Source organism: Pseudonocardia oroxyli, assembly GCF_900102195.1.
GTDB lineage: Bacteria > Actinomycetota > Actinomycetes > Mycobacteriales > Pseudonocardiaceae > Pseudonocardia > Pseudonocardia oroxyli.
The window spans coordinates 37458-61718 of sequence record NZ_FNBE01000004.1 but is presented as its reverse complement, the minus strand read 5'-3'; the positions used below and the strand labels follow the sequence as shown (position 1 = coordinate 61718).

Below are 24261 nucleotides of genomic sequence, written 5' to 3'. Positions count from 1 at the left end.
CGGCCTTCACAGGGGGAATCGGCGGCGCGCTCCAGAACGCTGCACGTTCTCGTCGCTTTCACCCATTGTGGTGATCAGCAGTGGTGATCAGCTGCGGGTGGCCGCGGAGACGACCCAGATCCCCGTGGTCCCGGCCCGCACCGGCTGCACCAGCGTGAGGGCGGCGGTGCCCTGCGGGTCGGCGAGGGTCACCGCGCCCGGGGTCGAGCTCGTGGGCTCGGGGTCGGTCCAGCCCCAGGTGGCCGTCGCGTAGTTCCGCGCCACCTCCTCGGGGTCCAGCGTCCACGGCTGGGCACCGCCGTCCACCTGGTCCTGCAGCGTCCGGGCCTGGTCGAGCGCCGTCACCGGCCAGAGCAGCGCGGTGCCGGTGGGGGCGGCCTGCGGTGTGGTGGGCGCCGCGGCCGGGGCCGGCTGGATGCGGGCGGCGCCCTCGCCGTTGCCCGCGCAGCCGGTGAGCACGGCGAGGGCGGCGACCGCGATCAGGAACATCCTCGTCACCTGGACGAAGGTAGGGGTCGACGCGCGAGGCCCGCTCACGACGCTCCGGCCACGTTAGGGTTCCGCGCATGTCTGAGAGCAGCGCCGCGTTCTATCGGGCGAGGGACTTCCTGCTGGCGAACCGCGAGGACTACGACACCGCCGTCCGGGACTTCCGCTGGCCCGAGCTGACCGAGTTCAACTTCGCGTTCGACCACTTCGACGCCGTCGCGGCCGATCCCGAGCGCGGCGGCCGCAAGGCGTTGTGGATCGTCGAGGCGGACGGCAGCGACGCGTCCTGGACCTACGCCGAGCTGTCCGAGCGCTCCAACCGGGTCGCGAACTGGCTGCGGGAGCGCGGGGTCGCGCGCGGCGACCGGATCATCCTGATGCTCGCCAACCAGCTGGAGCTGTGGGAGACCCTGCTCGCCGCCATGAAGCTCGGCGCCGTCGTCATCCCGGCGACGACGCTGCTGACCGCGGACGACCTGCGGGACCGGGTGGACCGCGGACACGCCAAGCACGTGATCGTCGGGGCGGCGGACGCGGCGAAGTTCGACGACGTGCCGGGCGACTACACCCGGATCTCCGTGCGCGGGGCCCCCTCCGGGTGGCACGACTACACCGACGCCTACGACCGCAGCGCCGTGTTCCTGCCGGACGGGCCGACCCCGGCCACCGACACCCTGCTGCTCTACTTCACCTCCGGCACCACGGCGAAGCCGAAGCTGGTGGAGCACACCCACCAGAGCTACCCCGTCGGGCACCTGTCGACGATGTACTGGATCGGGCTCGAGCCCGGCGACGTGCACCTCAACATCTCCTCGCCCGGTTGGGCCAAGCACGCCTGGTCGAACGTCTTCGCGCCGTGGCTGGCGGAGGCGACCGTGCTGGTCATGAACTACACCAAGTTCTCCGCCGAGGAGCTGCTCGGCGTGCTGGACACCTACGGGGTGAACAGCTTCTGCGCGCCGCCGACGGTGTGGCGCATGCTGATCCAGGCCGACCTCTCCGGGTTGCGGACGCCGCCGCAGAAGGTCGTCGGGGCCGGGGAGCCGCTCAACCCCGAGGTGATCGAGCAGGTCGAGAAGGCGTGGGGCCGCAAGATCCGGGACGGCTTCGGGCAGACCGAGTCGTCGGTCCAGATCGCGAACCCGCCCGGCTCGCCGATCAAGCCCGGCTCGATGGGGCGCCCGATGCCCGGCTTCCCGATCGTGCTGGTGGACACCGCGACCGGGGAGCCCGCGGACGAGGGCGAGATCTGCATCGACCTCGCGCGGCGGCCCGTCGGGTTGATGGTGGGCTACAAGGACGATCCCGAGCGCAACGCCGAGGCGATGGCGGGCGGGTACTACCACACCGGGGACGTCGGCTCGCGGGACGCGGACGGCTACATCACCTACGTCGGCCGCGCGGACGACGTCTTCAAGGCCTCCGACTACCGGATCAGCCCGTTCGAGCTGGAGAGCGTGCTGATCGAGCACCCGGCCGTCGCCGAGGCGGCGATCGTGCCGTCGCCGGACCCGGTGCGGCTGGCGGTGCCCAAGGCCTACGTCGTGCTCGCCGCGGGCTACGACCCGACCGAGGAGACCGCCCAGGACATCCTGCGGTTCGCCCGCGAGCACCTGGCGCCCTACAAGCGGATCCGGCGGCTGGAGTTCTTCGAGCTGCCCAAGACGATCTCCGGCAAGATCCGGCGGGTCGAGCTGCGCGGGCGCGAGGGCGAGCTGCACGCGGACCCGCAGGCGGCACCGTCGGGGGAGTACACGCTGTAGTCGCGGGGGTTCCTCGGGCGGGGGCGGGCCCCGTCCGGTAGGTATGCCGTCACGCCGTCCGACGGCGGATCGAGTTCGACTCAGGGGCCGGGAACGGTCCGCAAGGCGAGGGGGCGGCATGGCTGCTGGCGACGGGGCGTACACGCCCGGGGACGGCCCGATGGCCGGTGTGCTGGCGGGCATGCCCGAGGTGGTCGAGCGGTTGCTGGCCCAGCACGTGCCGGACCGGCTGGGCCGGTGTACGGCCTGCCGCAACGCCGGGTCCGGCGTGGTGTGGCCGTGCACCCTGCACCAGATCGCCACGCGGGCCGAGGTGCTGCGGACCCGGCAGGGACAGCGACCCCGCAGCGGTGCTCAGCCGTGGTAGGAGTTCAGCCGCTGTAGTGGCCGGGCCACTTCTTGTACGGGATCCGGGTGATCTCGAGGATCTCGCCGAGGGTGGACCACTCGTTGCGGCCCAGGCGGGCGAGCGGGCGGAGCCTCGTGGCGCTGGGCAGGTGGTTGCCGCGCTCGTCGGTGTCGAAGACGTCCTCGTCGATGGCCGCGTGCAGGACCCGGCCGATCACGACCGTGGAGTCGCCGAGCTCCAGCGTGTGCTCGGTGCGGCACTCCAACGCGACCGGTGACTCCTTGACCCGGGGCGGCGCGACGGTCAGGCTCGGCTCCCGGGTCAGGCCCACCTCGGCGAACTCGGAGACCTCGGCGGGGAAGTCCGTCGCCGTGGCGTTGATCTTCTCGAACATCGGCTCGTTCGCCAGGCACACCACGAACTCGTTCGTCTCCACGCAGTTGCGCAGCGAGTCCTTCTTCCCGACGCTCGTGAACTGCACCATCGGCGGGTCGACGCAGGCCGCCGTGAAGAACGAGTGCGGCGCCAGGTTGTCGACGCCGGCGGCCGAGCGGGTGGAGACCCACGCGATGGGCCGCGGGACGATGACGCTGTTCAGGACCTTGTAGAAGGCCTGGCTGCCCATCTCGGCGGGGTCGATGTCCGTGCGCATGCCCCGATCATGCCGCGCGGTAGCGTCCGGGGCATGGGTCGTGCGCGTGCTCTCGGTCTCCTGCTGGGTGCGGCCGCCGACCTGGTCCTCGCCGATCCCCGCCGCGGCCACCCGGTCGCCGGGTTCGGCCGGGTCGCGGGGGCGCTCGAACGGCGGCTGTACGCGGACTCCCGGGCGGCGGGCGTCGGGCACGTCGCGATCCTCGTGGGCGGGACGGTCGTGGGGGCGGGTGTGTTCTCCGCCGCCCTTTGCAGTGACAGCGGATCCGCACGCCGCTCGGGGTGCGGATCGGCTGACAGTGCAGGGGGTGCGGCGGGGGTGCTCTCGGCGGCCCTTTGCAGTGACAGCCGATCCGCACCTCCCCTGAGGGGCCGATCCGCTGACACTGCACAGGGTGCGGGGGGCGGGTCCGTGTTTCGCCCGTGGCGCGGATCGGCTGTCAGTGCAAAGGGCGTGGCGGGCGGCTCGGTGTCTCGCGCGGTGTGCGGATCGGCTGTCACTGCAAAGGGTGTGGCGGGCGGCTCGGTGTTTCGCGCGGTGTGCGGATCGGCTGTCACTGCAAAGGGTGCGGGGCGCGGGTCGGTACTTCGCGCGGTGTGCGGATCCGCGGGCAGTGCACAGGGGGCGGCGGGTGGGTCCGAACCTCGCCCGTGGCGCGGATCCGCTGTCACTGCAAAGGGGGTGGCGGAGGTGGTGCTGACCGCGGCGGCGACCTGGGCGGTGCTCGGCGGGACCTCGCTGGTGCGGGAGGGGGCGGCGCTCGCCGGCTCGCTCGACGCGGACGATCTCGCCGCCGCCCGGGCCCGCATCCCGCACCTCTGCGCCCGCGACCCCGCCCTGCTTGACGCCGCCGGGATGGCCCGCGCGGGGGTGGAGTCGCTCGCGGAGAACACCTCCGACGCCGTCGTCGCACCCCTGTTCTGGGGGGCGGTCGCGGGCGTGCCGGGGCTGCTCGGGTACCGCGCGGTCAACACCCTCGACGCGATGGTGGGGTACCGCTCACCCCGCTACGCCCGCTTCGGCTGGGCCGCGGCGCGCCTCGACGATCTCGCCAACCTGCTGCCCGCCCGGCTCTGCGCCCTGCTCACCGCGGCGGCCGCGCCACTGGTCGGGGGGCGTCCGGCCGCGGCGGTGCGCGCCTGGCGGCGGGACGCCCGCGCGCATCCCAGCCCCAATGCCGGACCGGTGGAGGCCGCCGCGGCAGGCGCCCTCGGCGTCCGGCTCGGCGGGCGCACCGAGTACGTGTACGGCGTCGAGGAGCGCCCCGCACTCGGCGACGGGCCCGCCCCGACCACCGCGGACCTGCATCGCGCCGCCCGCCTCTCCCGCGCGGTGGGCCTGCTCGCCGCCGTCGTGGCGGCCGCTGTGGCCGCGCGCGCTCAGGGCCGCGGCTCGGCCTGATCCTGCTCCTGCTCCATGTCGCGACCGGACAGGGCGTCCCGCAGGTCCGCCCGGCGCTCGCGGCGTTCCCGGCGACCGCGGCGCTGCAGCATCTCGAGGCGCACGAAGTAGCCCAGGGCGAGCAGCGCGATCGCGCCGAACGTCAACCACTGCAGCGCGTACGAGCCGTTCGTGAACGGGGCCGCGCTCGACGGCGTCGAGATCGGGATCGGGGTGAGGACCCCCGGCTGGCCGGGGGCGAGCACGACATAGCCCTCGACGACGTCCGACAGCCCGGTCGCGGCCGCCAGCGACCGCGAGTCCGCGGCGTAGATCTGCAGGTGGGAGCCGTCGACGAGCGGGGCGCGGCCGGTGCCGTCCGTCTCGTTCAGGCGCAGCCTGCCGGAGAGCGTGACCGGTCCCGCCGGGGCGGGGGCGACGTCCGGGACGGTCTGGCCCTCGTCCGCGGCGATGGAGCCGCGGTCCACCACCACGACCCGGCCGTCGCCCAGCCGTACGGGGGTGAGGACCTCGGAGGCGGGCTTGCCGTCGACCACCCGGAGCCGGACGAGCGCCTCGTCCGCGGGCAGGTACTGCCCGGTCACGGTGACCTGGCGCCACTCGTCCGCCGCGGCGACCGAGCCGCCCGGCACGAGCGACTCGAACGGGACGGGCGGTGTCGCGTTCGCCTCGGCGATCGCGCGCTCCTGCGCCTGCCGCTGCCCCTCTCGGTCGAACTGCCACGGTGCCAGCAGCGTGTAGCAGGCCACGACGAACCCGATGACGACCACCACGAAGGCGATCCAGCCGGGTCGCAGCAGGAAGCGCATGCCGCCCAGACTAACGAGGCAGACTGTGCCGGTGACTCCCCATGGTGCGCTGCTCGTGGCCGGGACGACCTCGGACGCCGGCAAGAGCGCCCTCGTCGCGGGCCTGTGCCGGTCGCTGCACCGGCGCGGGATCTCCGTGGCGCCGTTCAAGGCGCAGAACATGAGCAACAACTCGATGGTCACCCCGGACGGCGGGGAGATCGGCCGGGCCCAGGCCATGCAGGCCCACGCCTGCGGCCTGACACCGAGCGTCGACCTGAACCCGGTGCTGCTCAAGCCGGGCAGCGACCGGACCTCGCAGGTCGTCGTCCGCGGGCGGGCGGACGGGCAGGTCTCCGCGCTGTCCTACCGGACCCGGACCGGCGCGCTGAAGGAGGTCGTCGTCGACGCGCTGACCCGGCTGCGGTCGCGCTACGACGTCGTCGTCTGCGAGGGCGCGGGCTCGCCCGCCGAGATCAACCTGCGGGCCACGGACCTGGCCAACATGGGGCTCGCCGAGGCGGCCGACCTGCCGGTGGTCGTGGTCGGCGACATCGACCGCGGGGGAGTCCTGGCGCACCTGTTCGGGACGGTCGCGGTGCTCTCGCCGTCCGACCAGGCCCGCATCGCCGGATTCGTGATCAACAAGTTCCGCGGCGACCCCGCGCTGCTCGCTCCGGGCCTGGACCAGTTGCGGGCCCTGACCGGGCGACCCACGTTCGGCGTGGTGCCGTGGTCGGACCGCCTGTGGCTCGACGCCGAGGACTCGCTCTCCGCCGTCGCCGACGGGGTGCTCGGCCGACCCGGCCCGCCGCTGGGGGACCAGTGGCTGCGGGTCGCGGTCGTCCGGCTGCCGCGGATCTCCAACGCGACCGACGCCGAGGCGCTGGCGTGCGAACCGGGCGTCGCGGTGCGGTACGTGACCGAGCCGTCGCGCCTGCTGGACGCGGACGTCGTGCTCCTGCCCGGATCGAAGGCGACGGTGTCCGACCTGGCCTGGCTGCGGGACTCCGGCCTGGCCGACGGGGTGCTCGCCCACGCCGCCGCGGGCAAGCCGGTCCTCGGGATCTGCGGCGGGTACCAGATGCTCGGGCGGCGGATCACCGACGAGGGCGTGGAGTTCACCGGCTCCGTCGACGGGCTCGGCCTGCTCGACCTGGAGATCGTCTTCGACCCGGAGAAGCACCTCGGCACCCCCACCGGCACGGCCCTCGGCGAGCCCGTGACCGGCTACGAGATCCACCACGGCCGGGTCGTGCGGTCCGGTGACCCGGGGCTGGTGGGGGACGAGGGCTCCGACCGCGGGAACGTCCTCGGAACCCACTGGCACGGGCTCCTGGAGAACGACTCCTTCCGCCGCGTCCTGCTCGGCAGGCTCGCCGACCTCGCCGGAAGGACGGGGTTCGCGGTCGCCCCGGACACGTCGTTCGCCGCGGAGCGGACGGCGCAGCTCGACGTGCTCGCCGACCTGGTGGACGGCCACCTCGACATCCGAGCGCTTGATCATGTGATCAGTCACGGTCCGGACCCGGACCTCCCGGTCGTCGCGTCCGGTCTGGCAGAGTCCCGGCGGTGAGCGAGCGGGCGAGCGGCATGTCGGCACAGGGCTTTCCCTTCTCGGCGGTCGTCGGGCACGACGACCTGCGCCTGGCCCTGGTCCTGAACGCGGTGCACGACGGGGTAGGCGGCGTGCTGGTGCGGGGGGAGAAGGGCACGGCCAAGTCGACGGCGGTGAGGGCGCTGGCGAGCCTGCTGCCCGCGGTCGAGGTCGCGACGGGCTGCCGGTTCGGCTGCGACCCGGCGGCGCCGGACCCCGCCTGCCCGGACGGCCCGCACCCGGGCGGCGGGACGGCGCGGCCCGCCCGGCTCGTCGAGCTGCCGGTGGGGGCCACCGAGGACCGGCTGGTCGGGTCGCTGGACCTGGAGCGGGCGCTGTCCGCGGGGGAGCGCGCCTACCAGCCCGGCCTGCTCGCCGAGGCGCATCGCGGCGTGCTCTACGTCGACGAGGTCAACCTGCTCCACGACCACCTCGTGGACCTGCTGCTCGACGCCGCGGCCATGGGCCGGGTCCACGTGGAGCGCGATGGCGTGTCGGTGTCGCACGCCTCGCGGTTCCTGCTGGTCGGGACGATGAACCCGGAGGAGGGCGAGCTGCGGCCGCAGCTGCTCGACCGGTTCGGGCTCACCGTCGAGGTCAAGGCCGCGCGCGAGGTCGGGACCCGCGTCGAGGTCGTCCGGCGGCGGATGGCGTTCGAGGCGGACCCGGCGGCGTTCGGGGCGGCCTGGGCGGCGGCGGACGCGGCCGTCGCCGCGCAGGTCGTGGACGCCCGCGCGCGGCTCGGGTCGGTCCGGCTCAGTGACCGCGAGCTCGCCCGGATCGCGTTCGTGTGCGCCCGGTTCGACGTCGACGGCATGCGCGCCGACCTGGTCATCGCCCGGACCGCGACGGCGCACGCCGCGTGGCGCGGGGCGGACGCCGTCGCCGAGGAGGACGTGCGGGTCGCGGCCCGGCTCGCGCTGCCGCACCGCCGCCGTCGGGACCCGTTCGACGAGCCGGGGATCGACGAGAAGGACCTCGACGAAGCCCTGCGCGACGCCGAGGACTACCTGGGCCCCGAGGACCCGAAGGACCCCGACGGCCCGGACGACCCCGACGACGACCCCGACGGCGGCGGCGAGCCCGACCCGACCCCCGACGACGCACCCACGGGAGACGCCGGCGCCCCGGAGGAGGGCTCCGCCGAGCACCGTGCCACCGAGCAGCGTGCCACCGAGCAGCGTGCCGCCGAGGACCCGGCCCCCGGGAACTCCCCCGGAGCCGCCCCGGCAGGCGCGTCCGGCACCTCCGACGCCCCGAACGAGCCGCCCGGGGCACCGGAGCCGGACGGGACGGAGGGCGGGGCGCAGGCCGCGGAGCGGCCCGCCGCGACGGGAGAGGGCACCGCGATCCCGCTCGGCGAGCGCGCGCGGCTCGACCGCGCCCAGACCCGCCGGTTCACGATCCCCGGCGTGGGGGAGGGGACGCCCGGACGGCGGTCGCGGGCCCGGGTGGACACCGGACGCATCGTGCGGCCCACCGACGGGGCACCACGGCGGGCCGCGGACCTGCACCTGCTCGCCACGATCGCCGCCGCCGCACCGTTCCAGGTCGAGCGGGGCCGCTCCGGCCCGGGGCTGCGCCTGCACCGCGCCGACCTGCGCGGGGCGGTGCGCGAGGGACGCGAGGGGAACCTCGTGCTGTTCGTCGTCGACGCCTCGGGCTCGATGGCCGCGCGGAAGCGGATGCAGACCGTGTCCGGTGCGATCCTCGCCCTGCTGCGGGACGCCTACCAGCGCCGGGACAAGGTCGGGCTGGTGACGTTCCGGTCCGCGGGCGCCGAGCTGGTCCTGCCGCCGACGACGAGCGTCCCGACCGCGCAGGTCCGCCTCGCCGCGATGCGCACCGGCGGCCGCACGCCGCTCGCGGACGGGCTGCTGCTGGCCCGGCGCACGCTGGCGGGTGAGCGGGTCCGGGACCCGCGGCGGCGACCGCTCGTCGTGCTGGTGACGGACGGCCGCGCGACCGTCGCGGCCCGCCCGGGCGGCGACCCGGTCGCCGACGCCTGCCGCGCCGCGGGCCTGCTCGCCGCCGACGGGGCGCACACCGTCGTCGTGGACTGCGAGTCCGGGTTCGTGCGGCTCGGGCTGGCCGGGCGGGTCGCCGCGGCCGCGGGCGCACCCGTGATCACCATGGACGAGCTGACCGTGGCGGACCTGACCGCCGCGGCCTCGGCGTGAGGGGGTTCTGATGCCTCAGGGGCAGGTCACCACGGTTCCGCAGGACGGGCTCACCACGCGGCAGCGCCGCAACCGGCCGCTGCTGGTGGTGCACACCGGCGCGATGAAGGGGAAGTCGACGGCGGCGTTCGGCATGGCGCTGCGCGGCTGGAACCAGGGCTGGTCGATCGGGGTGTTCCAGTTCGTGAAGTCCGCGAAGTGGAAGGTCGGCGAGGAGGAGGCCTTCCGCGCCCTCGGACGGCTGCACGAGCAGACCGGTGAGGGCGGTCCCGTCGAGTGGCACAAGATGGGCTCGGGCTGGAGCTGGAGCCGCCGCGCGGGCACCGAGTCCGACCACGCCGCGGACGCGCTTGAGGGCTGGCGGGAGATCCGCCGCCGGATCGAGAACCAGGTCCACCAGGTCTACGTGCTCGACGAGTTCACCTACCCGATCAAGTGGGGCTGGGTGGACGTGCACGAGGTCATCGAGGTGCTGGCGGCGCGCGAGGGCCGCCAGCACGTGTTCATCACCGGCCGCGACGCCGCGCCCGAGCTCGTCGAGGCCGCCGATCTCGTCATGGAGACGAGCAAGGTCAAGCACCCCATGGACGCCGGGCAGAAGGGGCAGCGGGGGATCGAGTGGTGACCCGGGCGCTGGTGATCGCCGCGCCCGCGTCCGGCTCCGGGAAGACGACGGTCGCCACCGGGCTGATGGCCGCGCTGACCCGCCGCGGCACGGCGGTCGCGCCGTTCAAGATCGGACCGGACTACATCGACCCCGGCTACCACGGCCTCGCGGCCGGACGCCCGGGCCGCAACCTCGATCCCGTCCTCGTGGGCGCCGAGCGGATCGGGCCCCTCGTGCGGCACGGATCGGCGGGCTGCGAGGTGGCGGTGGTCGAGGGCGTCATGGGGCTGTTCGACGGCCGGGTGTCCGACGGCGCCGGGTCCACCGCGCAGGTCGCGGGCCTGATCGGGGCGCCCGTGGTGCTGGTCGTGGACGGCCGGGGCCAGTCCCGGTCGCTCGCCGCCCTGCTGCACGGCTTCCGCTCGTTCGACCCGGGGACGACGGTCGCGGGGGTGATCCTCAACCGGGTCGGGTCGCCGCGCCACGAGGAGGTGCTGCGCGCGGCGTGCGACGAGGTGGGGCTCCCGGTGCTCGGCGCCCTCCCGCGCCGCGCCGAGCTGGCCGTCCCGTCCCGCCACCTCGGCCTGGTCACGGCCGTCGAGCACGGCCCCGCGGCGCTGGCCGCGGTGGACGCGATGGCCGAGCTGGTCGCGGCGCACGTCGACCTCGACGCCGTGCTCGCCCTCGCCGAACCCCTCCCGCAGGGTGAGACCTGGGACCCCGCCGCCGCCCTTGACGCGGAACGGCCGGTCGGACGTCCGGTGGCGGCGGTGCTCGGCGGGCCCGCCTTCTCCTTCGGCTACGCCGAGCACCCGGAGCTGCTGGCGGCGGCGGGGGCGGAGGTGGTGATCGTCGACCCGCTGCGGGACGAGACGCTGCCCGCCGGGACCGGCGGCCTGGTGCTGCCCGGCGGGTTCCCCGAGGAGCACGTGGCGGCGCTGGGCGCCAACGAGAAGCTGCTGCTCGCGATCCGCGAGCTGGCGGCCGCGGGTGCGCCGGTCCGGGCCGAGTGCGGCGGGCTGCTGTACCTCTGCCGCGAGCTCGACGGGGTCCCCCTGGTCGGCGCGCTGGACGCCAGCGCGGCCATGACCGGGCGGCTGACCCTGGGGTACCGGGACGCCGTCGCGCTCTCGGGATCGACCGGGTTCGCGGCCGGGGAGCGGGTGCCCGGGCACGAGTTCCACCACTGCGCGGTGACCCCGCGCGGGGGAGCGACGCCGGCCTGGGGCTGGCGCGGCGCCGAGCCGGAGGGGTTCGTGGTCGGCGGGGTGCACGCGTCCTTCCTGCACACCCATCCGGCCGGGCACCCGGGCTCCGTCGCGCGGTTCGTCGCCGCGTGCCGGTGATCGCGGCCCCCGGCATGGTCGTCGTCGTCGGGATCGGGGCCCGGCGCGGGGTCTCGGCGGAGGCGGTCCGGGCGGCGCTGGCCCGCCTCGAACGTGACCTGCCCGACGATCCGGCGCGCCCCGCGGCCAGGATCTACGCCTCCGTGGACACCAAGGCGGACGAGGCCGGGATCCTCGCCGCGATCGCGCCCGCACCGCTGCACACCCGGCCCGCCGCCGCGCTCGCGACGGTCGCGGCGCTCGACTCCGCGGTGAACCCGCTGGTCGAGGCCGTGACGGGCACTCCGAGCGTCGCCGCGGCGGCGGCCCTGTTCGTCGCCCGGGAGATCGACCCGGCGGCCCGGCTCGCGGTGGCGAAGACGGTCGTCGGACCGGTGACCGTCGCCGCCGCCCTCGCCGATACCCCCGAGGGGTACGTCGCCGCCGGCACGTGCGGCGCCGTTTATCATTCGGGGCCACTTCCGGAAGGGACACACTCACGGTGACCGAGCACGACCAGTACCTCGTCGGCCTCGACCTCGGCGGGCGCAGGGTCGTCGTCGTGGGGGGCGGGCAGGTGGCGCAGCGCCGGGTGTCCCGGCTGATCGCCGCGGGCGCGCTGGTGGAGGTCGTCTCGCCCGAGGTCACCCCCGCCGTCGAGGGCATGGCGTCGGCCCGCGAGATCACCTGGACCCCGCGCCGCTACGCCGACGGCGACCTCGACGGCGCCTGGTACGTGCTCGCCTGCACTGACGACCCGCAGGTCAACGCCGCCGTGAGCGCCGCCGCCGAGGAGCGCCGGACCTTCTGCGTCCGGGCGGACGACGGCAGCCGGGGCACGGCCGTCACGCCCGCGACCGGGGAGTACGACGGGCTGACCGTCGGCGTCCTCGCCCGGGGCGCGCACCGCCGCTCGGCCGCCGTGCGGACGGCGCTGGTCGAGGCCCTCGCCGCCGGGGTCGTGTCGGACTCGGCGGACCCGGTGGTCCCCGGTGTCGCGCTGGTCGGCGGCGGACCCGGCGACCCCGAGCTGATCACGGTGCGCGGTCGGCGGCTGCTGGCGCGGGCGGACGTCGTGGTGGCGGACCGGCTCGGCCCGCGCGACCTGATCGAAGAGCTGGGCCCGGACGTCGAGGTGATCGACGCCTCCAAGATCCCCTACGGTCGGGCGATGGCCCAGCAGCGGATCAACGAGCTGCTCGTCGAGCACGCGCGGGCCGGGAAGTTCGTGGTGCGGCTCAAGGGCGGCGACCCGTTCGTCTACGGCCGCGGGTTCGAGGAGGTCCAGGCCTGCGCGGCGGCCGGCGTGCCGGTCACCGTGGTCCCCGGCATCACCAGCGCGTTCGCCGCGCCGGCGGTCGCGGGCGTGCCGGTCAGCCACCGCGGCGTGGCGCACGAGATCGTCGTGGTGAGCGGGCACGTGGCGCCGGACGACCCGCGCAGCCTCACCGACTGGGCCGCGCTCGGCCGGATGACCGGCACGATCGTGCTGATGATGGCGGTGGAGCGGGCGGGCCGGTTCGCCGAGACCCTGATCGCGCACGGCCGCCCCGCGGACACCCCGGCGATCGTGGTCCAGGACGGGACCACGCGCATCCAGCGCAGCGTCCGCACCCGGCTCGACACCCTGGAGGCGGACATCAAGGCCGAGGAGATCAGCCCCCCGGCGATCATCGTGATCGGCCCGGTGGCCGGGCTCACCGCGTAGTGCCCGTCAGCGCCGTCAGCGCCGTCAGCGCCGTTCTGGTGCGGCACGGCGAGTCGGTCTGGAACGCCGCGGGCCTGCTGCAGGGGAGTACGCACGCGGTCGGGCTCACCGCGCGGGGGCGGGCGCAGGCGCGGGCCGTGGACCTGCGAGCTCTGGGAACCCTGGGAGGCCCGCGAGACCTGCGCGGTGTGCGGATCCTCACCAGCCCCCAGCTCCGCGCGGTCGAGACGGCGTGGATCCTCGCCGAGCGTGTCGGATCGCCGGTCGAACCGTGCGCCGAGCTGCGCGAACAGGGGCACGGCGGGTGGGAGGGCCGCCCGGCCGCGGTGTACGCCCCGCTGCTCGCCGCGGCGGGGCCGGACTGGGCGCCGCCGGGCGGGGAGACCTTCCGGGAGCTGTGGACCCGGGTGCGCGGGATCGACCTGACCGGCGCCGTCGTCGTCACGCACGGGGAGACGATCCGGGCGCTGCTCGCGCCGTCGCCGGAGGAGCCGCCGCGGCGGATCCCCCCCAACGGCGCCGTGCTTGCGCTCGGGGGCCCCGGCGTGATGTCGTTCGGGTGACGGCAGTGGAGGAACCCGGTGCGACTCCGGGGCGGTCCCGCCACTGTGACCGGGGAGCACGTCCCCACGCTCGGCCACCGCTCGCGCGGGAAGGCCGGGGACGTGCGGCGATCCGGGAGCCAGGACACTCGCCGCCGTCACCGGTGATTCCACGATGAGGGCGCGGACCCTCGAGGAGGCCAACATGTCCGGTGACGTCCGGAGCAGGGTCGTCGTGCTCGGTGTCGGCTCGGGTGATCCCGAGGCGGCCTGTCTGGAGCAGGCGGACCACGTCCTGGTCGCCCCCGAGCTCGAGTCGGCCGTGTTGTTCTACGCGGAGGCCTGGCGGGTCGACCGGGTCCGTCCGGGTGACGCGGTGAGCACCGTCGCCGACCTGGTGGCGCTGGACGGGCCGTGCACGGTCGCGCTGGTCGTGCCGGACGAGCCCGCCTGGGGCGCGGTCGTGGACGGGCTGCGCGTCGCGGCGGACGCCGAGGTCACGGTGCCGGGGACGGCGGTCGTCCCGCCGCGCCTGAGCCCGCTCTGGTGAGCGAGTTCTACGAGGTCCTGCGCGGCAGGCGGGACGTGCGCACCGGCTTCCTGCCGGAGGTCCCGGTCGCCGACGACGCCCTACGCCGCGTCCTGGAGGCCGCGCACGCCGCGCCCAGCGTGGGGTTCTCGCAGCCGTGGGACTTCGTGGTGGTGCGGTCGGTCGAGACCCGGCGCGCGGTCGCGGACCTGGTCGCGCGGCAGCGGTCGGCCTACGCGGCCTCGCTGCCGCGGGCGCGGGCCGCCGCGTTCGGCGCGCTGAAGGTGGAGGCGGTGCTCGACACCCCGGTGAACGTCGTCGTGACCAGCGACGCGACCCGGGGCGGACGGCACACGCTGGGCCGGTTCGGCCGCCCGGAGATGGCGGCGCACTCGACCGCCGCGGCCGTCCAGAACCTGTGGCTGGCGGCCCGGGCCGAGGGCCTGGGCGTCGGGTGGGTGAGCTTCTTCGACGACGCCGGGCTGGACGCCCTGCGCGGGCTGCTCGGCCTGCCCGCGCACGTCGACGTCGTCGCCTACCTGTGCGTGGGCCACGTGCGCGAGTTCGCGGCCGAGCCGGAACTGGCCGCCGCGGGCTGGGCGCGCAGACGGCCCCTGGCCTGGGCGGTGCACGCCGAACGGTACGGATCACGGGCGCTGCCCGGGGAGGTCGCGATGAACCTGATCGACGAGACGACGGCGGCGATCGCGCCCGCCTCGGCCGCGGCCGCCGCGGAGGCGCGGGACAGGCTGGACCGGATGACCAAGCCGCGGGGCTCCCTCGGCCGGGTCGAGGACCTGGCCGTGCGGCTCGCCGCCATCGCGGGGGAGTGCCCGCCGCCGGTGCCCGAGCCCGCGGCGGTCGCGGTGTTCGCCGGGGACCACGGCGTGCACGCGCAGGGGGTGTCGCCGTGGCCGCAGGAGGTCACGGCGCAGATGGTCGGGAACTTCCTCGCGGGCGGCGCGGTGGTGAACGCGTTCGCGCGCCAGCTCGGGGCCGAGGTGTGCGTGGTGGACGTCGGCGTCGCGGCGCCCCTCGAGTCGGATCTGGACCCCGTGCCGGGTCTGCTGCCGCGGCGGGTCCGCAACGGCACGGCCGACCTGTCACAGGGCTCCGCGCTCACCCGCGACGAGGCTCGGCGGGCGGTCGAGGTGGGCATCGAGGTGGCCCGCGACCTCGTGGCCGCCGGGAACCGGCTGCTGGTGACCGGCGACATGGGGATCGCGAACACCACAGCCGCCGCGGCGCTGATCTGCGCCGTCACCGGGGCCGCGGCGGCGGACGCCACCGGGCGGGGGACGGGGATCGACGACGCGACCCTGGACCGCAAGACGGCGGTCGTCCAGGCCGCAGTCGACGCCCTGACCTGGGAGGACGGGCTCGACCTGCTCGCCGCTGTCGGCGGGCTGGAGCACGCGGGGCTGGCCGGGTTCGTGCTCGGCGCGGCCGCGCTGCGGGTCCCCGTGCTGCTCGACGGGGTCAACGCGGGCGCGGCGGCCCTGGTCGCCTCGGTCCTCGCCCCGTCCGCCGTGGACTACTGCGTGGCCGGACACCGCTCCGCCGAGCCCGGCCACGCCCTCGCCATGGCGCACCTGGGCCTCGACCCCCTGCTCGACCTCGGGATGCGGCTGGGGGAGGGCACGGGGGCCCTGCTGGCGATGCCGGTGGTGCAGGGCGCGGCCCGCGCGCTGGCGGACGTCGCGACGTTCGACTCCGCCGGGGTCGCGGACAAGGACGCCTGACCGGCCGCCGATCGCCGGGTCGTCAGCGGGCGGGGGCGGGCAGCCGCCAGCTCGCCACCGGATCGGCGAACGCGAGGTCCGGGTCGCTCGCTGTGAAGGAGCGGGCGCGGCCCGGGCCCGTCGCGCGGGTCTCGAACCGGACGGTGACCCGGCCCTTCCCGGCGCCCTGCACCCAGCCGTGGCCGAACTCGGCGTGCTCGAGATCGTCTCCCGCCCGGTAGGGCTCCGCCGGGTCCCGGGGGGCGCCGCGGCCGCCGGGGCGGGGCCCGAACTCGCCGCCGGGCTCGGGGTGCTCGCGCTCGGCCGCGACGGCCGGGGGCGTCTCGGGGGATCTCTCGGAGGATGTCTCGGGGGGAGTCTCGGTGGCCACCCAGCCGGTCTCCGACGGCACCGCCTCGAACAACGCGGGCGGCGGCGAGTCCGACAGCCCCGACAGCGACACCCCGACCAGCCGCACGCCGCCCTCGGGGACCGCGGTGCGGGCGAGGCGGTGAGCCACCGCGGTGAGGACGGCGAGGTCGGTGGAGGCGAAGGCCGTGGTCTCCGAGCGGGTGTGGGTCTCGAAGTCCGCGTTGCGCGCCTTGACCGTGACCGTGCGGGCGGCCCGCCCGTCGAGCAGCAGCCGCCGGTGCGCCGCGGCCGTCATCCTCCCGACCTCCGCCAGGACCGCGGACATCTGCGTGAGGTCGTGCTCGAAGGTCGTCTCCGCCGAGATCTGCTTGGCCGCGCCCCGCGGCGCCACCGGCCGGTCGTCGATCCCGCGGGCGAGCCTGTGCAGCTCCGTGCCCACCGCCGCGCCGAGCACCCCGGTGACCTCGCGCGGGTCCATCGCGGCCAGCGCCCCGATCGTCTCGACCCCGACCCGGCGCAGGGACGCCTCGGCCACCGGCCCGACGCCCCACAGCGACCGTACGGGCAGCGGGTCCAGCACCGCCCGCTCGACGGCCGGGTCGACGACGCGGTGCCCGTCCGGCTTCGCGAGCTCCGAGGCGATCTTGGCCACCTGCTTGCCGGATCCGGCGCCGACCGAGGCGGGCAGCCCCGTCCGGGCCCGGACCTGTGCCCGGAGCGCGACGCAGAACTCCTCGACCTCCGCCGCCCCCGCCCCGACCAGTGCGGGCGGCTCGAGGAACGCCTCGTCCACCGAGATCGGCTCCAGCACCGGCGCGGCCTCCCGCAGCACGGCCATGACCTCGTCCGAGATCACCTTGTACAGCGAAAACCGCGGGGGCAGGACGGTGGCGTGCGGGCACCGGCGCCGCGCCTGCCCCATGGGCATGGCCGACCGGGCGCCGAACGCCCGGGCCTGGTAGCTGGCGCCCGCGACGACCCCGCGCCCGCCGGTGCCGCCGACGAGCACGGGCCGGTCCGCGAGCGTGGGCCGGGTGAGCTGCTCGACGGAGGCGAAGAACGCGTCCATGTCGAGATGCAGCACCCACCGACCGACCGTGCTCACGCCCCCATTGTGCCCACGACCCCCGACAGAACCGCCGGGATCACTGGGCCGCGGTGGTCGAGGTGAGCGCGTCGAGGAGGAGGTCGACCGTGACCGGGCCCCGGTACACCTCGCCGTTGACGAACAGCGTCGGCGTGCCCCGGACGCCGCTGCGGACCCCGGAGTTGAAGTCCGCCTCCACCCGGTCCTCGACGGCGCGGGTGCGCGGCCACACGACCGAGTCCGGGTCCACCCCGGCCCGGACCGCGTGCTCGCGCAGGTCCGCCTGGGTGAGCCGCGGCGGGCCGGGCGCGTAGAGGCTCGCGTGCATCGGCCAGAACCGGCCCTCCAGCGCGGCCATCTCCGACGCCGTGGCCGCGGCCAGGGCGTGCGGGTGCAGCTCGGCGAGCGGGAAGTGCCGGAACGCGAAACGCAGCCGGTCGCCGAGCTCCGCGCGCACCTCCTCGATCACGGGCGCGGCGTCCCGGCAGTACGGGCACTCGAAGTCCCCGTACTTCAGGAGCGTGAGGGGCGCGTCCGTGTGACCCTGGACGTGGTCGTACGGGCCGAGTGGCGGGTCGAGCACGATGAGTCCCTTACGGCAGGATGATCCGGTGGCGGTGACGACCCTATCCGAGCGCGGCGAGCTCTCCCGGGCTGCGCGGCAGTTCCTGCGCACCGAGTCCGGTTCGGCGTTCCTGCTGATCGGGGCGGCCGTCGTCGCCCTGCTGTGGGCGAACCTGCCGCTCGGCTACGAGACCTTCTGGCACACCCCGCTCACGATCGACTTCGGCGGCGCCGCGATCGACATGGACCTGCGGCACTGGGTCAACGACGGCCTGATGGTGCTGTTCTTCTTCAGCGTCGGGCTGGAGATCTCCCGCGAGATGACCCTCGGCGAGCTGCGCGGCTTCCGCGCCATCGCCGCGCCCGCGGCCGCGGCGGTCGGCGGGCTGGTGGTGCCCGCGCTGGTCTTCCTGGCGTTCAACGCGGGCGGCGAGGCGGCGAACGCCTGGGGGATCGCGATCTCCACGGACACGGCGGTGCTGCTCGGCGTGCTGGCGCTGGTCGGCCCGCGCTGCCCGGACCAGCTGCGGGTGTTCCTGCTCGCGCTGGCGATCGTCGACGACATCGGCGCCGTGATCGCCATCGCGATCTTCTACACCGAGGACGTCGACGTCCTGGCCCTGCTGCTCGCCGTCGTGCTGTTCCTGGCGCTGCTCGGGCTGCGGTACGTGAACTTCTGGCGGACGCCCTTCTACGCCGCGATCGGCATCGTCATGTGGGTGGCGGTGCTCGCGTCCGGCGTGCACCCGAGCGTCGTCGGCGTGGCGCTGGGCCTGGTGGTCAACGCCTACACCCCGCGCCGCCAGGACATGAAGCGCGCGCTGAACGTGGGCAAGACCTTTCTGCTCGACCCGACGCCGCAGCGGGCGCTGGCCGCGCAGGCCGCCGTCGTCGAGGCGGTGTCGCCGAACGAGCGGCTGCAGCTGCGCATCCAGCCGTGGTCGAGCTACGTGATCGTGCCGCTGTTCGTGCTGGCCAACGCCGGCGTCGTGCTCTCCGGGGAGACCCTCCAGGCCGCGTTCACCTCGCCGCTGACCTGGGGGATCGTCGCGGGTCTGGTGCTCGGCAAGCCGATCGGCGTGGCGCTCGGCACCTGGGTCGCGCTGCGGACCGGGATCGGCCGGGTCCCGGACACCCTGCGCTGGGGGCAGCTCTTCGGCGGCGCGGCGCTGTCCGGGATCGGGTTCACCGTCGCGCTGTTCGTGACCGAGCTCGCCCTCGACGACGAGCTGCTGGTCAGCGAGGCGAAGATCGGCATCCTGACCGGCTCGATCCTCGCCGCGATCGTGGGCTGGCTGGTCTTCCGCCTCGCGGGGGAGCGGGGCGGCCAGTGCTCGCCGACCGGCCTGCCGACCCTGCCCCCACGCCCCTGGCGCCCGGTCGACTGACGCGGCTCAGGGCTGGAGGAGGGCGTCTCCGTCGTGCTGCCGGACGGGCGGCGCCTCGGCCCCCAGACCGGCGACGGCGGCCGGGTGGGCCGGGCCCGCCTCCAGGTCCACCAGCCAGGCCTGCGGGCCGTCCGCCCAGCTCACCACCCGCGGGCCCGCCAGCGTGATCGTGTTCATCGGGCTCGACAGGCCGTCCCCGGTGGCCTTGAGCAGGGCCTCCTTGCGCGTCCACACCTGCAGGAACGCGGCGGCGGACGGCGGGCGGGGTTCGGCGGGGGACAGGGCGTGCCCGGCGAGGGCGTCGACGTCCGCGAGGTCTCGCAGCTCCTCGACGTCCAGCCCGATCGGCCCGACCTCGCTCAGCGCGACGCCCACCCGGTCGCCCGAGTGCGTCATCGAGAACTCGACGCCCGGCACCGTCGGTTTGCCGTGCGGCTTCCCGCACCGGCAGGTCCGGTCGATCTCGAGCGCGGCGGGATCGGCCCCCAGCCGCTCGGCGAGGACGATCCGGGCCAGCGCGTGCGCCCCGAGGTAGCGCGCCGCGTCCGCGGGCCTGCGGAAGCGCTCGAGCCGCGCGCGCTCATGGGCGTCGAGCAGCGCGACCAGCCGAGGCACGTGCAGCACAGGCGAGCCCCACCACACATCGACCACGAGAGAAGCCTACGGGGCACTGGGCATTGTGGAGCCACCACTGCTGCATCGGATCCCGACAACGACAGTCGTGGCTCCACAATGCGGGGAACCCGCGACTCAGCCGCTGCGACGGGACGGTACGGACACCCCGCGGGGCCACCACCGAATTACCGTGGGCGGAGTGCAGAACCCCGACGTGATCGTGATCGGCGGCGGCATCGCGGGCGCCTCCGTGGCCTACGAGCTCGCCGCGGACCGGGCGGTGCTCCTGCTGGAGGCCGAGCCCTCGCTGGCGATGCACTCGACCGGCCGCTCGGCCGCGACCTACATCCCCGGCCACGGCACCGCGACCTTCCGCGCGTTGATCAGGGCGAGCGCGGCCCGGTTCCCGGCGCTGGCCCAGGAGCTGGACGCGCCGCCCTTCCTGCGCCCGCTGACCGTGGTGTTCACCGCCCTGGACGCGGACGGCGAGCGCGAGCTCGCTGCGCTGCAGCGGGAGTGGTCCGCCGAGCCGGACGGCCCCCGCCCGCTGACCGGCGCCGAGACCGACGCCGCCTGCCCCGGCCTGCGCGGCTCGCGCGCGGGCGCGGCGGTCGAGGCGGCGGACGCCGACGCGATCGGCCTGCACGGCGCGTACGTCCGCGGCCTGCGGCGCCGCGGCGGCCGGGTGGTGCAGGGCGCGCGCGTGCGGGGGATCGCGCGGACCGGCGGGGGCTGGCGCGTCGAGACCGCGCAGGACGCCTGGACCGCGCCGGACGTCGTCGCCGCGGCCGGGGCCTGGACCGACCGGCTCGCCGCGCTCGCCGGCGTCCCCGGGGCCGGGTTGCAGCCCTACCGCCGCACCATCGCGATCTCGCCCTGCGCCGTCCCGGCGGGCATGCCGATGCTCATCGACGCCGCCGAGCGCTTCTACGCCAAGCCCGAGGGCGACGCGCTGCTGCTGTCCCCGAGCGACGAGACGCCCGTCGAGCCCGGCGACCCGCGGCCCGACGAGCTGGACGTCGCGCTCGCCCTGGAGCGCGTCGAGGAGGCCCTGCGCCTGGGCCTGCGCTCGGTCCGGACGGCCTGGGCGGGGCTGCGGACGTTCGCGCCGGACCGCGACCCCGTCGTCGGGAGCAGGCCGGAGCACCCCGGGTTCCACTTCTTCGCGGGCCACGGGGGCTCCGGGATCGAGTCCGCACCGGCGCTGGCCGCCCTCGGCGCCGCGGTCGTGACCGGCGGCCCGGTCCCGGCGGACATCGACGTGACCCCTGCCCGGGTCTCCTGTAAGCGCTTGCTGACTTAGGCTGGTCCCATGGCTCCCACCACGGCCCCCACCACCGCCTCCGGACGCCCGCTGTTCGACGGTCCGTTCTGGGCCGATCCGTTCCCCGCGCTGGCCGAGCTCCAGGCCGACGAGCCCGTCCGCAGGCTCGACCTGCCGGACGGCCCGATGTGGCTGGTCACCCGGTACGCCGACGTGCGCGCGGCCTTCGTCGACGCGCGGCTGAGCAAGGACTGGCGCTACACCCTGCCCGAGGACCAGCGGGCCGCGTTCCCGGCCGCACCGACCCCGATGATGCTGCTGATGGACCCGCCGGACCACACCCGGCTGCGCAAGCTGGTCAGCCGCTCGTTCACGGTGCGCCGGATGGAGGAGCTGCGCCCGCGGGTCGAGCAGATCGCGGCGGACCTCGTCGCCGGGCTGTCCGGCACCGTCGACCTGATGCGGGAGTACGCCTTCGTGCTCCCGGTGCAGGTGATCTGCGAGCTGCTCGGCGTCCCGGCCGGCGACCGCGAGGACTTCGGGGCCTGGTCCTCGACCCTGATCGACGAGTCGTCTCAGGAGGACTCGATGGCCGCGATGCAGAAGCTGAGCGGCTACCTGAACGAGCTCGTCGAGCGTAAGCGCGCCGAGCCGGACGACGCCCTGCTCTCCGCCCTGACCCAGGAGGTCGACGACGGCGACCGGCTCTCCCAGGAGGAGCTCGTCGCCATGGGCATGCTGCTGCTCATCGCGGGCCACGAGACGACCACGAGCCTGATCGGCAACGGCGTCATCGCCCTGCTCACCCACCCCGAGCAGCGGGCGCTGCTCGCGGCGCGGCCGGAGCTGTGGCCCGGGGCGGTCGAGGAGCTGCTGCGCTGGGACCCGCCGGTCACCAACACCCCGGTCCGCTTCGCGGCCGAGGACGTCGAGATCGCGGGGACCACCATCCCGGCCGGCGCCGTCGTGATGCTCGGGCTCAGCGCCGCCAACCGGGACCCGGAGCGGTTCGGGAGCGGCCTGGACGTCACCCGGGCCGACCGCGGGCACGTCGCCTTCGGGTACGGGCTGCACCACTGCCTCGGCGCGCCGCTCGCCCGGATCGAGGGGCAGGTGGGGCTGCAGACCCTGTTCGCGCGCAAGCCCGACCTGGCCCTCGCCGTCGACCCGGCGGAGCTGGCGTACCGGCGCAGCGTGCTGGTCCACGGCGTCAGCACGCTTCCGGTGACCGTCTGAGGGGTACAACCGAGGGGTACAACGGAGGGGAGACCCCGGGAGGCCCCGTGCCGCAGGACCGTGACCAGGATCGTGGCGACCCGTTCGGCGGGTTCGACGCGTTCGGCCCGCTGGGGCCGCTGGGTGGGCTGCTGCGCGGGCTCGCCGACGGGCTGGGCCTCGACGAGGATGCCGTCCGTCCGCAGCCGCGCGACCCCTCCGGCCGTGCCCCCTCGGCGCGCACCCGCACGCTGGACCGCTTCGGCCACGACCTGACGGCCGCGGCGCGGGCGGGCCGCCTCGACCCGGTCGTCGGGCGGGACGCCGAGATCGACCAGGTCGTGGAGGTCCTCGCGCGGCGCACCAAGAACAACCCGGTGCTGGTCGGCGAGCCGGGCGTGGGCAAGACCGCGATCGTCGAGGGGCTCGCCCGGCGGATCGTCGCGGGGGAGGTGCCGGTCGCGCTCCGGGACGTCCGGGTCGTGGCGCTGGACCTCGCGGGCATGGTCGCGGGCACGCAGTACCGCGGCCAGTTCGAGGAGCGGCTGACCACCGTCGTCGACGAGATCACGGCGGCCGGGCGCTCGCTGGTGGTGTTCGTCGACGAGATCCACCTGATCGTCGGGGCGGGCTCGGCGCAGGACCAGACGATGGACGCCGCCGCGATCCTCAAGCCCGCCCTGGCCCGCGGTGAGCTGCAGCTGGTCGGCGCCACCACGCCCGAGGACCACCGCCGCCACCTCGAGCGGGACGCCGCGCTGGACCGCCGGTTCGAGGCCGTCCGGATCGGGGAGCCCACGCCCGAGGCCACCCTCGGGATCCTGCGCGGCCTGCGCGCCCGCTACGAGGAGCACCACCGGGTCCGGATCACCGACGCGGCGCTGGCGGCCGCCGTCACGCTCTCGGTCCGCTACCTGCGGGACCGGTTCCTGCCGGACAAGGCCCTGGACCTCGTCGACCGGGCCGCGGCCCGGGTGGGTCTGCGCGGCGGGCCGTCGTCGACCTCGCGGGTGGACGAGCTCGTGCGTGCCCGGGAGGTCGCCGCCGACGCGGGGGACGCCGAGCGGGTCGCGATGCTGGACCGCGAGCTGGAGCGGTTGGTGCTCGAGCCGGACGGGGGCGGGGGCGGCGGCGAGATCGGCGCGCGGGAGATCGCCGAGGTCGTCGCGGACCGGACCGGCATCCCCGTGGCCGAGCTGACCACCTCGGAGCGGGCCCGGTTGCTGGAGCTGGAGGCGGTGCTGGGCAGGCGGGTCGTGGGGCAGCACCGGGCCGTCGAGGCGGTCGCGGACGCGGTGCGCAGCTCGCGGGCCGGGCTCGCCGGGCCGGACCGGCCCGCGGGGTCGTTCCTGTTCCTCGGCCCGACGGGGGTCGGCAAGACCGAGCTGGCCCGTGCGCTCGCCGCCGTGCTGTTCGGCTCCGACGAGCACCTCGTCCGGCTGGACATGACCGAGTACGCCGACCGTGCGTCGGTGTCGCGGCTGGTCGGGGCCCCGCCGGGCTACGTCGGGCACGAGGACGCGGGGCAGCTCACCGAGCCGGTGCGGCGCAACCCGTACTCCGTCGTGCTGCTCGACGAGATCGAGAAGGCCCATCCGGAGGTCCTCGCCGTCCTGCTCCAGGTGCTCGACGCGGGCCGCCTCACCGACGCCCGCGGCCGCACCGTGGACTTCCGGCACACCCTGGTGGTGATGACCGGGAACGTCGGGCTGCAGGCGCTCGCCCTGCGGCCGGAGTTCCTCAACCGGATCGACGACGTCGTGACCTTCGACCCGTTGTCCCCCGCCGAGATCCGGGAGATCGCCGCGCTGACGGTCGGCGAGCTCGTGGCGCGGGTGGCGGCGCAGGGCGTGGTGTTGGAGGTCGAGCCGGCCGCCCTCGACCGGCTCGCCGAGCTGGGGTACTCGGCGGAGTACGGCGCGCGGCCGCTGCGGCGGGTGGTGGCGCGGGAGGTGGAGCGGAAGCTGGCGAAGCTGCTGCTGGCCGAGGAGGTGCGGGGGCGCGTGGTGCTCGCCGCGGACCTGACGCTGCGGGTGGAGTGACCGGCCCGCTCCGCGTGGGGAGCGTCATCTCCGGGGGACGTCCGCGGCCGCGTGCGCCAGGAT

The 24261-nt window shown here is 75.5% G+C and carries 22 protein-coding genes and 1 riboswitch; of the genes, 16 read left to right on the top strand and 6 right to left on the bottom strand.

Annotated elements, in window-relative coordinates:
- Positions 1–87: 87 nt before the first annotated feature.
- Positions 88–498, bottom strand: coding sequence for a hypothetical protein (locus BLS43_RS07285; protein ID WP_143029967.1), 411 nt, complete (start codon positions 496–498; stop codon positions 88–90).
- Positions 499–566: 68 nt separating this feature from the next.
- On the opposite strand from BLS43_RS07285, the gene BLS43_RS07280 reads away from it, so the two are divergent.
- Positions 567–2252, top strand: a complete 1686-nt coding sequence (locus BLS43_RS07280; protein ID WP_093078737.1) for an AMP-binding protein — start codon at positions 567–569, stop codon at positions 2250–2252.
- Between the two features lie 118 nt (positions 2253–2370).
- Positions 2371–2619: a hypothetical protein gene (locus tag BLS43_RS07275; protein WP_143029966.1), complete on the top strand. Its 249-nt coding sequence runs from the start codon at positions 2371–2373 to the stop codon at positions 2617–2619.
- 4 nt (positions 2620–2623) lie between these two features.
- Here BLS43_RS07275 and BLS43_RS07270 read toward each other — a convergent pair whose 3' ends face one another.
- Positions 2624–3445, bottom strand: a complete 822-nt coding sequence (locus BLS43_RS07270) for a flavin reductase family protein (RefSeq protein WP_425438528.1) — start codon at positions 3443–3445, stop codon at positions 2624–2626.
- 219 nt (positions 3446–3664) lie between these two features.
- On the opposite strand from BLS43_RS07270, the gene BLS43_RS07260 reads away from it, so the two are divergent.
- Entirely contained in the window at positions 3665–4654 is a 990-nt protein-coding gene (locus tag BLS43_RS07260) for a CobD/CbiB family cobalamin biosynthesis protein (RefSeq protein ID WP_093079853.1), read from the top strand.
- Here the strand turns inward: BLS43_RS07260 and BLS43_RS07255 are convergent.
- Positions 4633–5463: an SURF1 family cytochrome oxidase biogenesis protein gene (locus BLS43_RS07255; RefSeq protein ID WP_093078729.1), complete on the bottom strand. Its 831-nt coding sequence runs from the start codon at positions 5461–5463 to the stop codon at positions 4633–4635. The genes BLS43_RS07260 and BLS43_RS07255 overlap by 22 nt on opposite strands.
- On the opposite strand from BLS43_RS07255, the gene BLS43_RS07250 reads away from it, so the two are divergent.
- From BLS43_RS07250 to cobT, 9 genes are all read left to right on the top strand, one after another.
- Positions 5462–7018, top strand: a complete 1557-nt coding sequence (locus BLS43_RS07250; RefSeq protein ID WP_093079850.1) for a cobyric acid synthase — start codon at positions 5462–5464, stop codon at positions 7016–7018. The genes BLS43_RS07255 and BLS43_RS07250 overlap by 2 nt on opposite strands.
- Before the next feature lie 17 nt (positions 7019–7035).
- Positions 7036–9219, top strand: a complete 2184-nt coding sequence (locus BLS43_RS07245) for a putative cobaltochelatase (RefSeq protein WP_093079845.1) — start codon at positions 7036–7038, stop codon at positions 9217–9219.
- 10 nt (positions 9220–9229) lie between these two features.
- On the top strand, positions 9230–9844 hold the full coding sequence (cobO, locus tag BLS43_RS07240; RefSeq protein WP_093078726.1) for a cob(I)yrinic acid a,c-diamide adenosyltransferase: 615 nt from the start codon (positions 9230–9232) through the stop codon (positions 9842–9844).
- Positions 9841–11172 (top strand): cobyrinic acid a,c-diamide synthase CobB, encoded by a 1332-nt coding sequence (locus BLS43_RS07235; protein WP_093079840.1) that lies wholly within the window; start codon positions 9841–9843, stop codon positions 11170–11172. The genes cobO and BLS43_RS07235 overlap by 4 nt, the downstream gene beginning before the upstream one ends.
- Complete coding sequence (locus BLS43_RS07230) at positions 11163–11657, top strand: cobalamin biosynthesis protein (RefSeq protein WP_093078723.1); 495 nt, start codon at positions 11163–11165, stop codon at positions 11655–11657. The genes BLS43_RS07235 and BLS43_RS07230 overlap by 10 nt, the downstream gene beginning before the upstream one ends.
- A complete protein-coding gene (gene cobA / locus BLS43_RS07225) occupies positions 11654–12859 on the top strand; it encodes a uroporphyrinogen-III C-methyltransferase (protein WP_093078720.1) in 1206 nt (401 codons plus the stop codon). Before BLS43_RS07230 ends, cobA begins: the two co-directional genes overlap by 4 nt.
- Positions 12859–13422 (top strand): histidine phosphatase family protein, encoded by a 564-nt coding sequence (locus tag BLS43_RS07220; protein ID WP_176921219.1) that lies wholly within the window; start codon positions 12859–12861, stop codon positions 13420–13422. Before cobA ends, BLS43_RS07220 begins: the two co-directional genes overlap by 1 nt.
- Positions 13409–13572, top strand: a riboswitch (cobalamin riboswitch). Its footprint overlaps the gene before it by 14 nt.
- A 4-nt stretch (positions 13573–13576) precedes the next feature.
- A complete protein-coding gene (locus tag BLS43_RS30455; RefSeq protein WP_218129738.1) occupies positions 13577–13951 on the top strand; it encodes a hypothetical protein in 375 nt (124 codons plus the stop codon).
- A complete protein-coding gene (gene cobT, locus BLS43_RS07215; RefSeq protein ID WP_245707355.1) occupies positions 13948–15672 on the top strand; it encodes a nicotinate-nucleotide--dimethylbenzimidazole phosphoribosyltransferase in 1725 nt (574 codons plus the stop codon). Before BLS43_RS30455 ends, cobT begins: the two co-directional genes overlap by 4 nt.
- Positions 15673–15694: 22 nt before the next feature.
- Here cobT and BLS43_RS07210 read toward each other — a convergent pair whose 3' ends face one another.
- Positions 15695–17128 (bottom strand): DNA polymerase IV, encoded by a 1434-nt coding sequence (locus tag BLS43_RS07210; protein WP_281245819.1) that lies wholly within the window; start codon positions 17126–17128, stop codon positions 15695–15697.
- A 40-nt stretch (positions 17129–17168) separates the two neighbouring features.
- A complete protein-coding gene (locus BLS43_RS07205) occupies positions 17169–17693 on the bottom strand; it encodes a DsbA family protein (protein WP_245707354.1) in 525 nt (174 codons plus the stop codon).
- A 34-nt stretch (positions 17694–17727) separates the two neighbouring features.
- Here BLS43_RS07205 and nhaA point away from each other — a divergent pair, with 34 nt between their 5' ends.
- The gene (gene nhaA / locus BLS43_RS07200; protein ID WP_245707353.1) at positions 17728–19062 is read left to right on the top strand and encodes a Na+/H+ antiporter NhaA; all 1335 of its coding nucleotides are present in this window, start codon (positions 17728–17730) and stop codon (positions 19060–19062) included.
- 6 nt (positions 19063–19068) lie between these two features.
- Here nhaA and BLS43_RS07195 read toward each other — a convergent pair whose 3' ends face one another.
- Positions 19069–19713: a 4'-phosphopantetheinyl transferase family protein gene (locus BLS43_RS07195; RefSeq protein WP_093078712.1), complete on the bottom strand. Its 645-nt coding sequence runs from the start codon at positions 19711–19713 to the stop codon at positions 19069–19071.
- A gap of 163 nt (positions 19714–19876) precedes the next feature.
- Here BLS43_RS07195 and BLS43_RS07190 point away from each other — a divergent pair, with 163 nt between their 5' ends.
- Genes BLS43_RS07190 through BLS43_RS07180 form a run of 3 tightly spaced genes read left to right on the top strand, consistent with a single transcriptional unit; the run spans position 19877 to position 24198 of the window.
- On the top strand, positions 19877–20980 hold the full coding sequence (locus BLS43_RS07190) for an NAD(P)/FAD-dependent oxidoreductase (RefSeq protein ID WP_176921218.1): 1104 nt from the start codon (positions 19877–19879) through the stop codon (positions 20978–20980).
- Between the two features lie 9 nt (positions 20981–20989).
- Positions 20990–22177 (top strand): cytochrome P450 family protein, encoded by a 1188-nt coding sequence (locus BLS43_RS07185; RefSeq protein WP_093078706.1) that lies wholly within the window; start codon positions 20990–20992, stop codon positions 22175–22177.
- A 47-nt stretch (positions 22178–22224) separates the two neighbouring features.
- Positions 22225–24198, top strand: a complete 1974-nt coding sequence (locus BLS43_RS07180) for an ATP-dependent Clp protease ATP-binding subunit (RefSeq protein WP_093078704.1) — start codon at positions 22225–22227, stop codon at positions 24196–24198.
- The last annotated feature ends 63 nt before the right edge of the window (positions 24199–24261 follow it).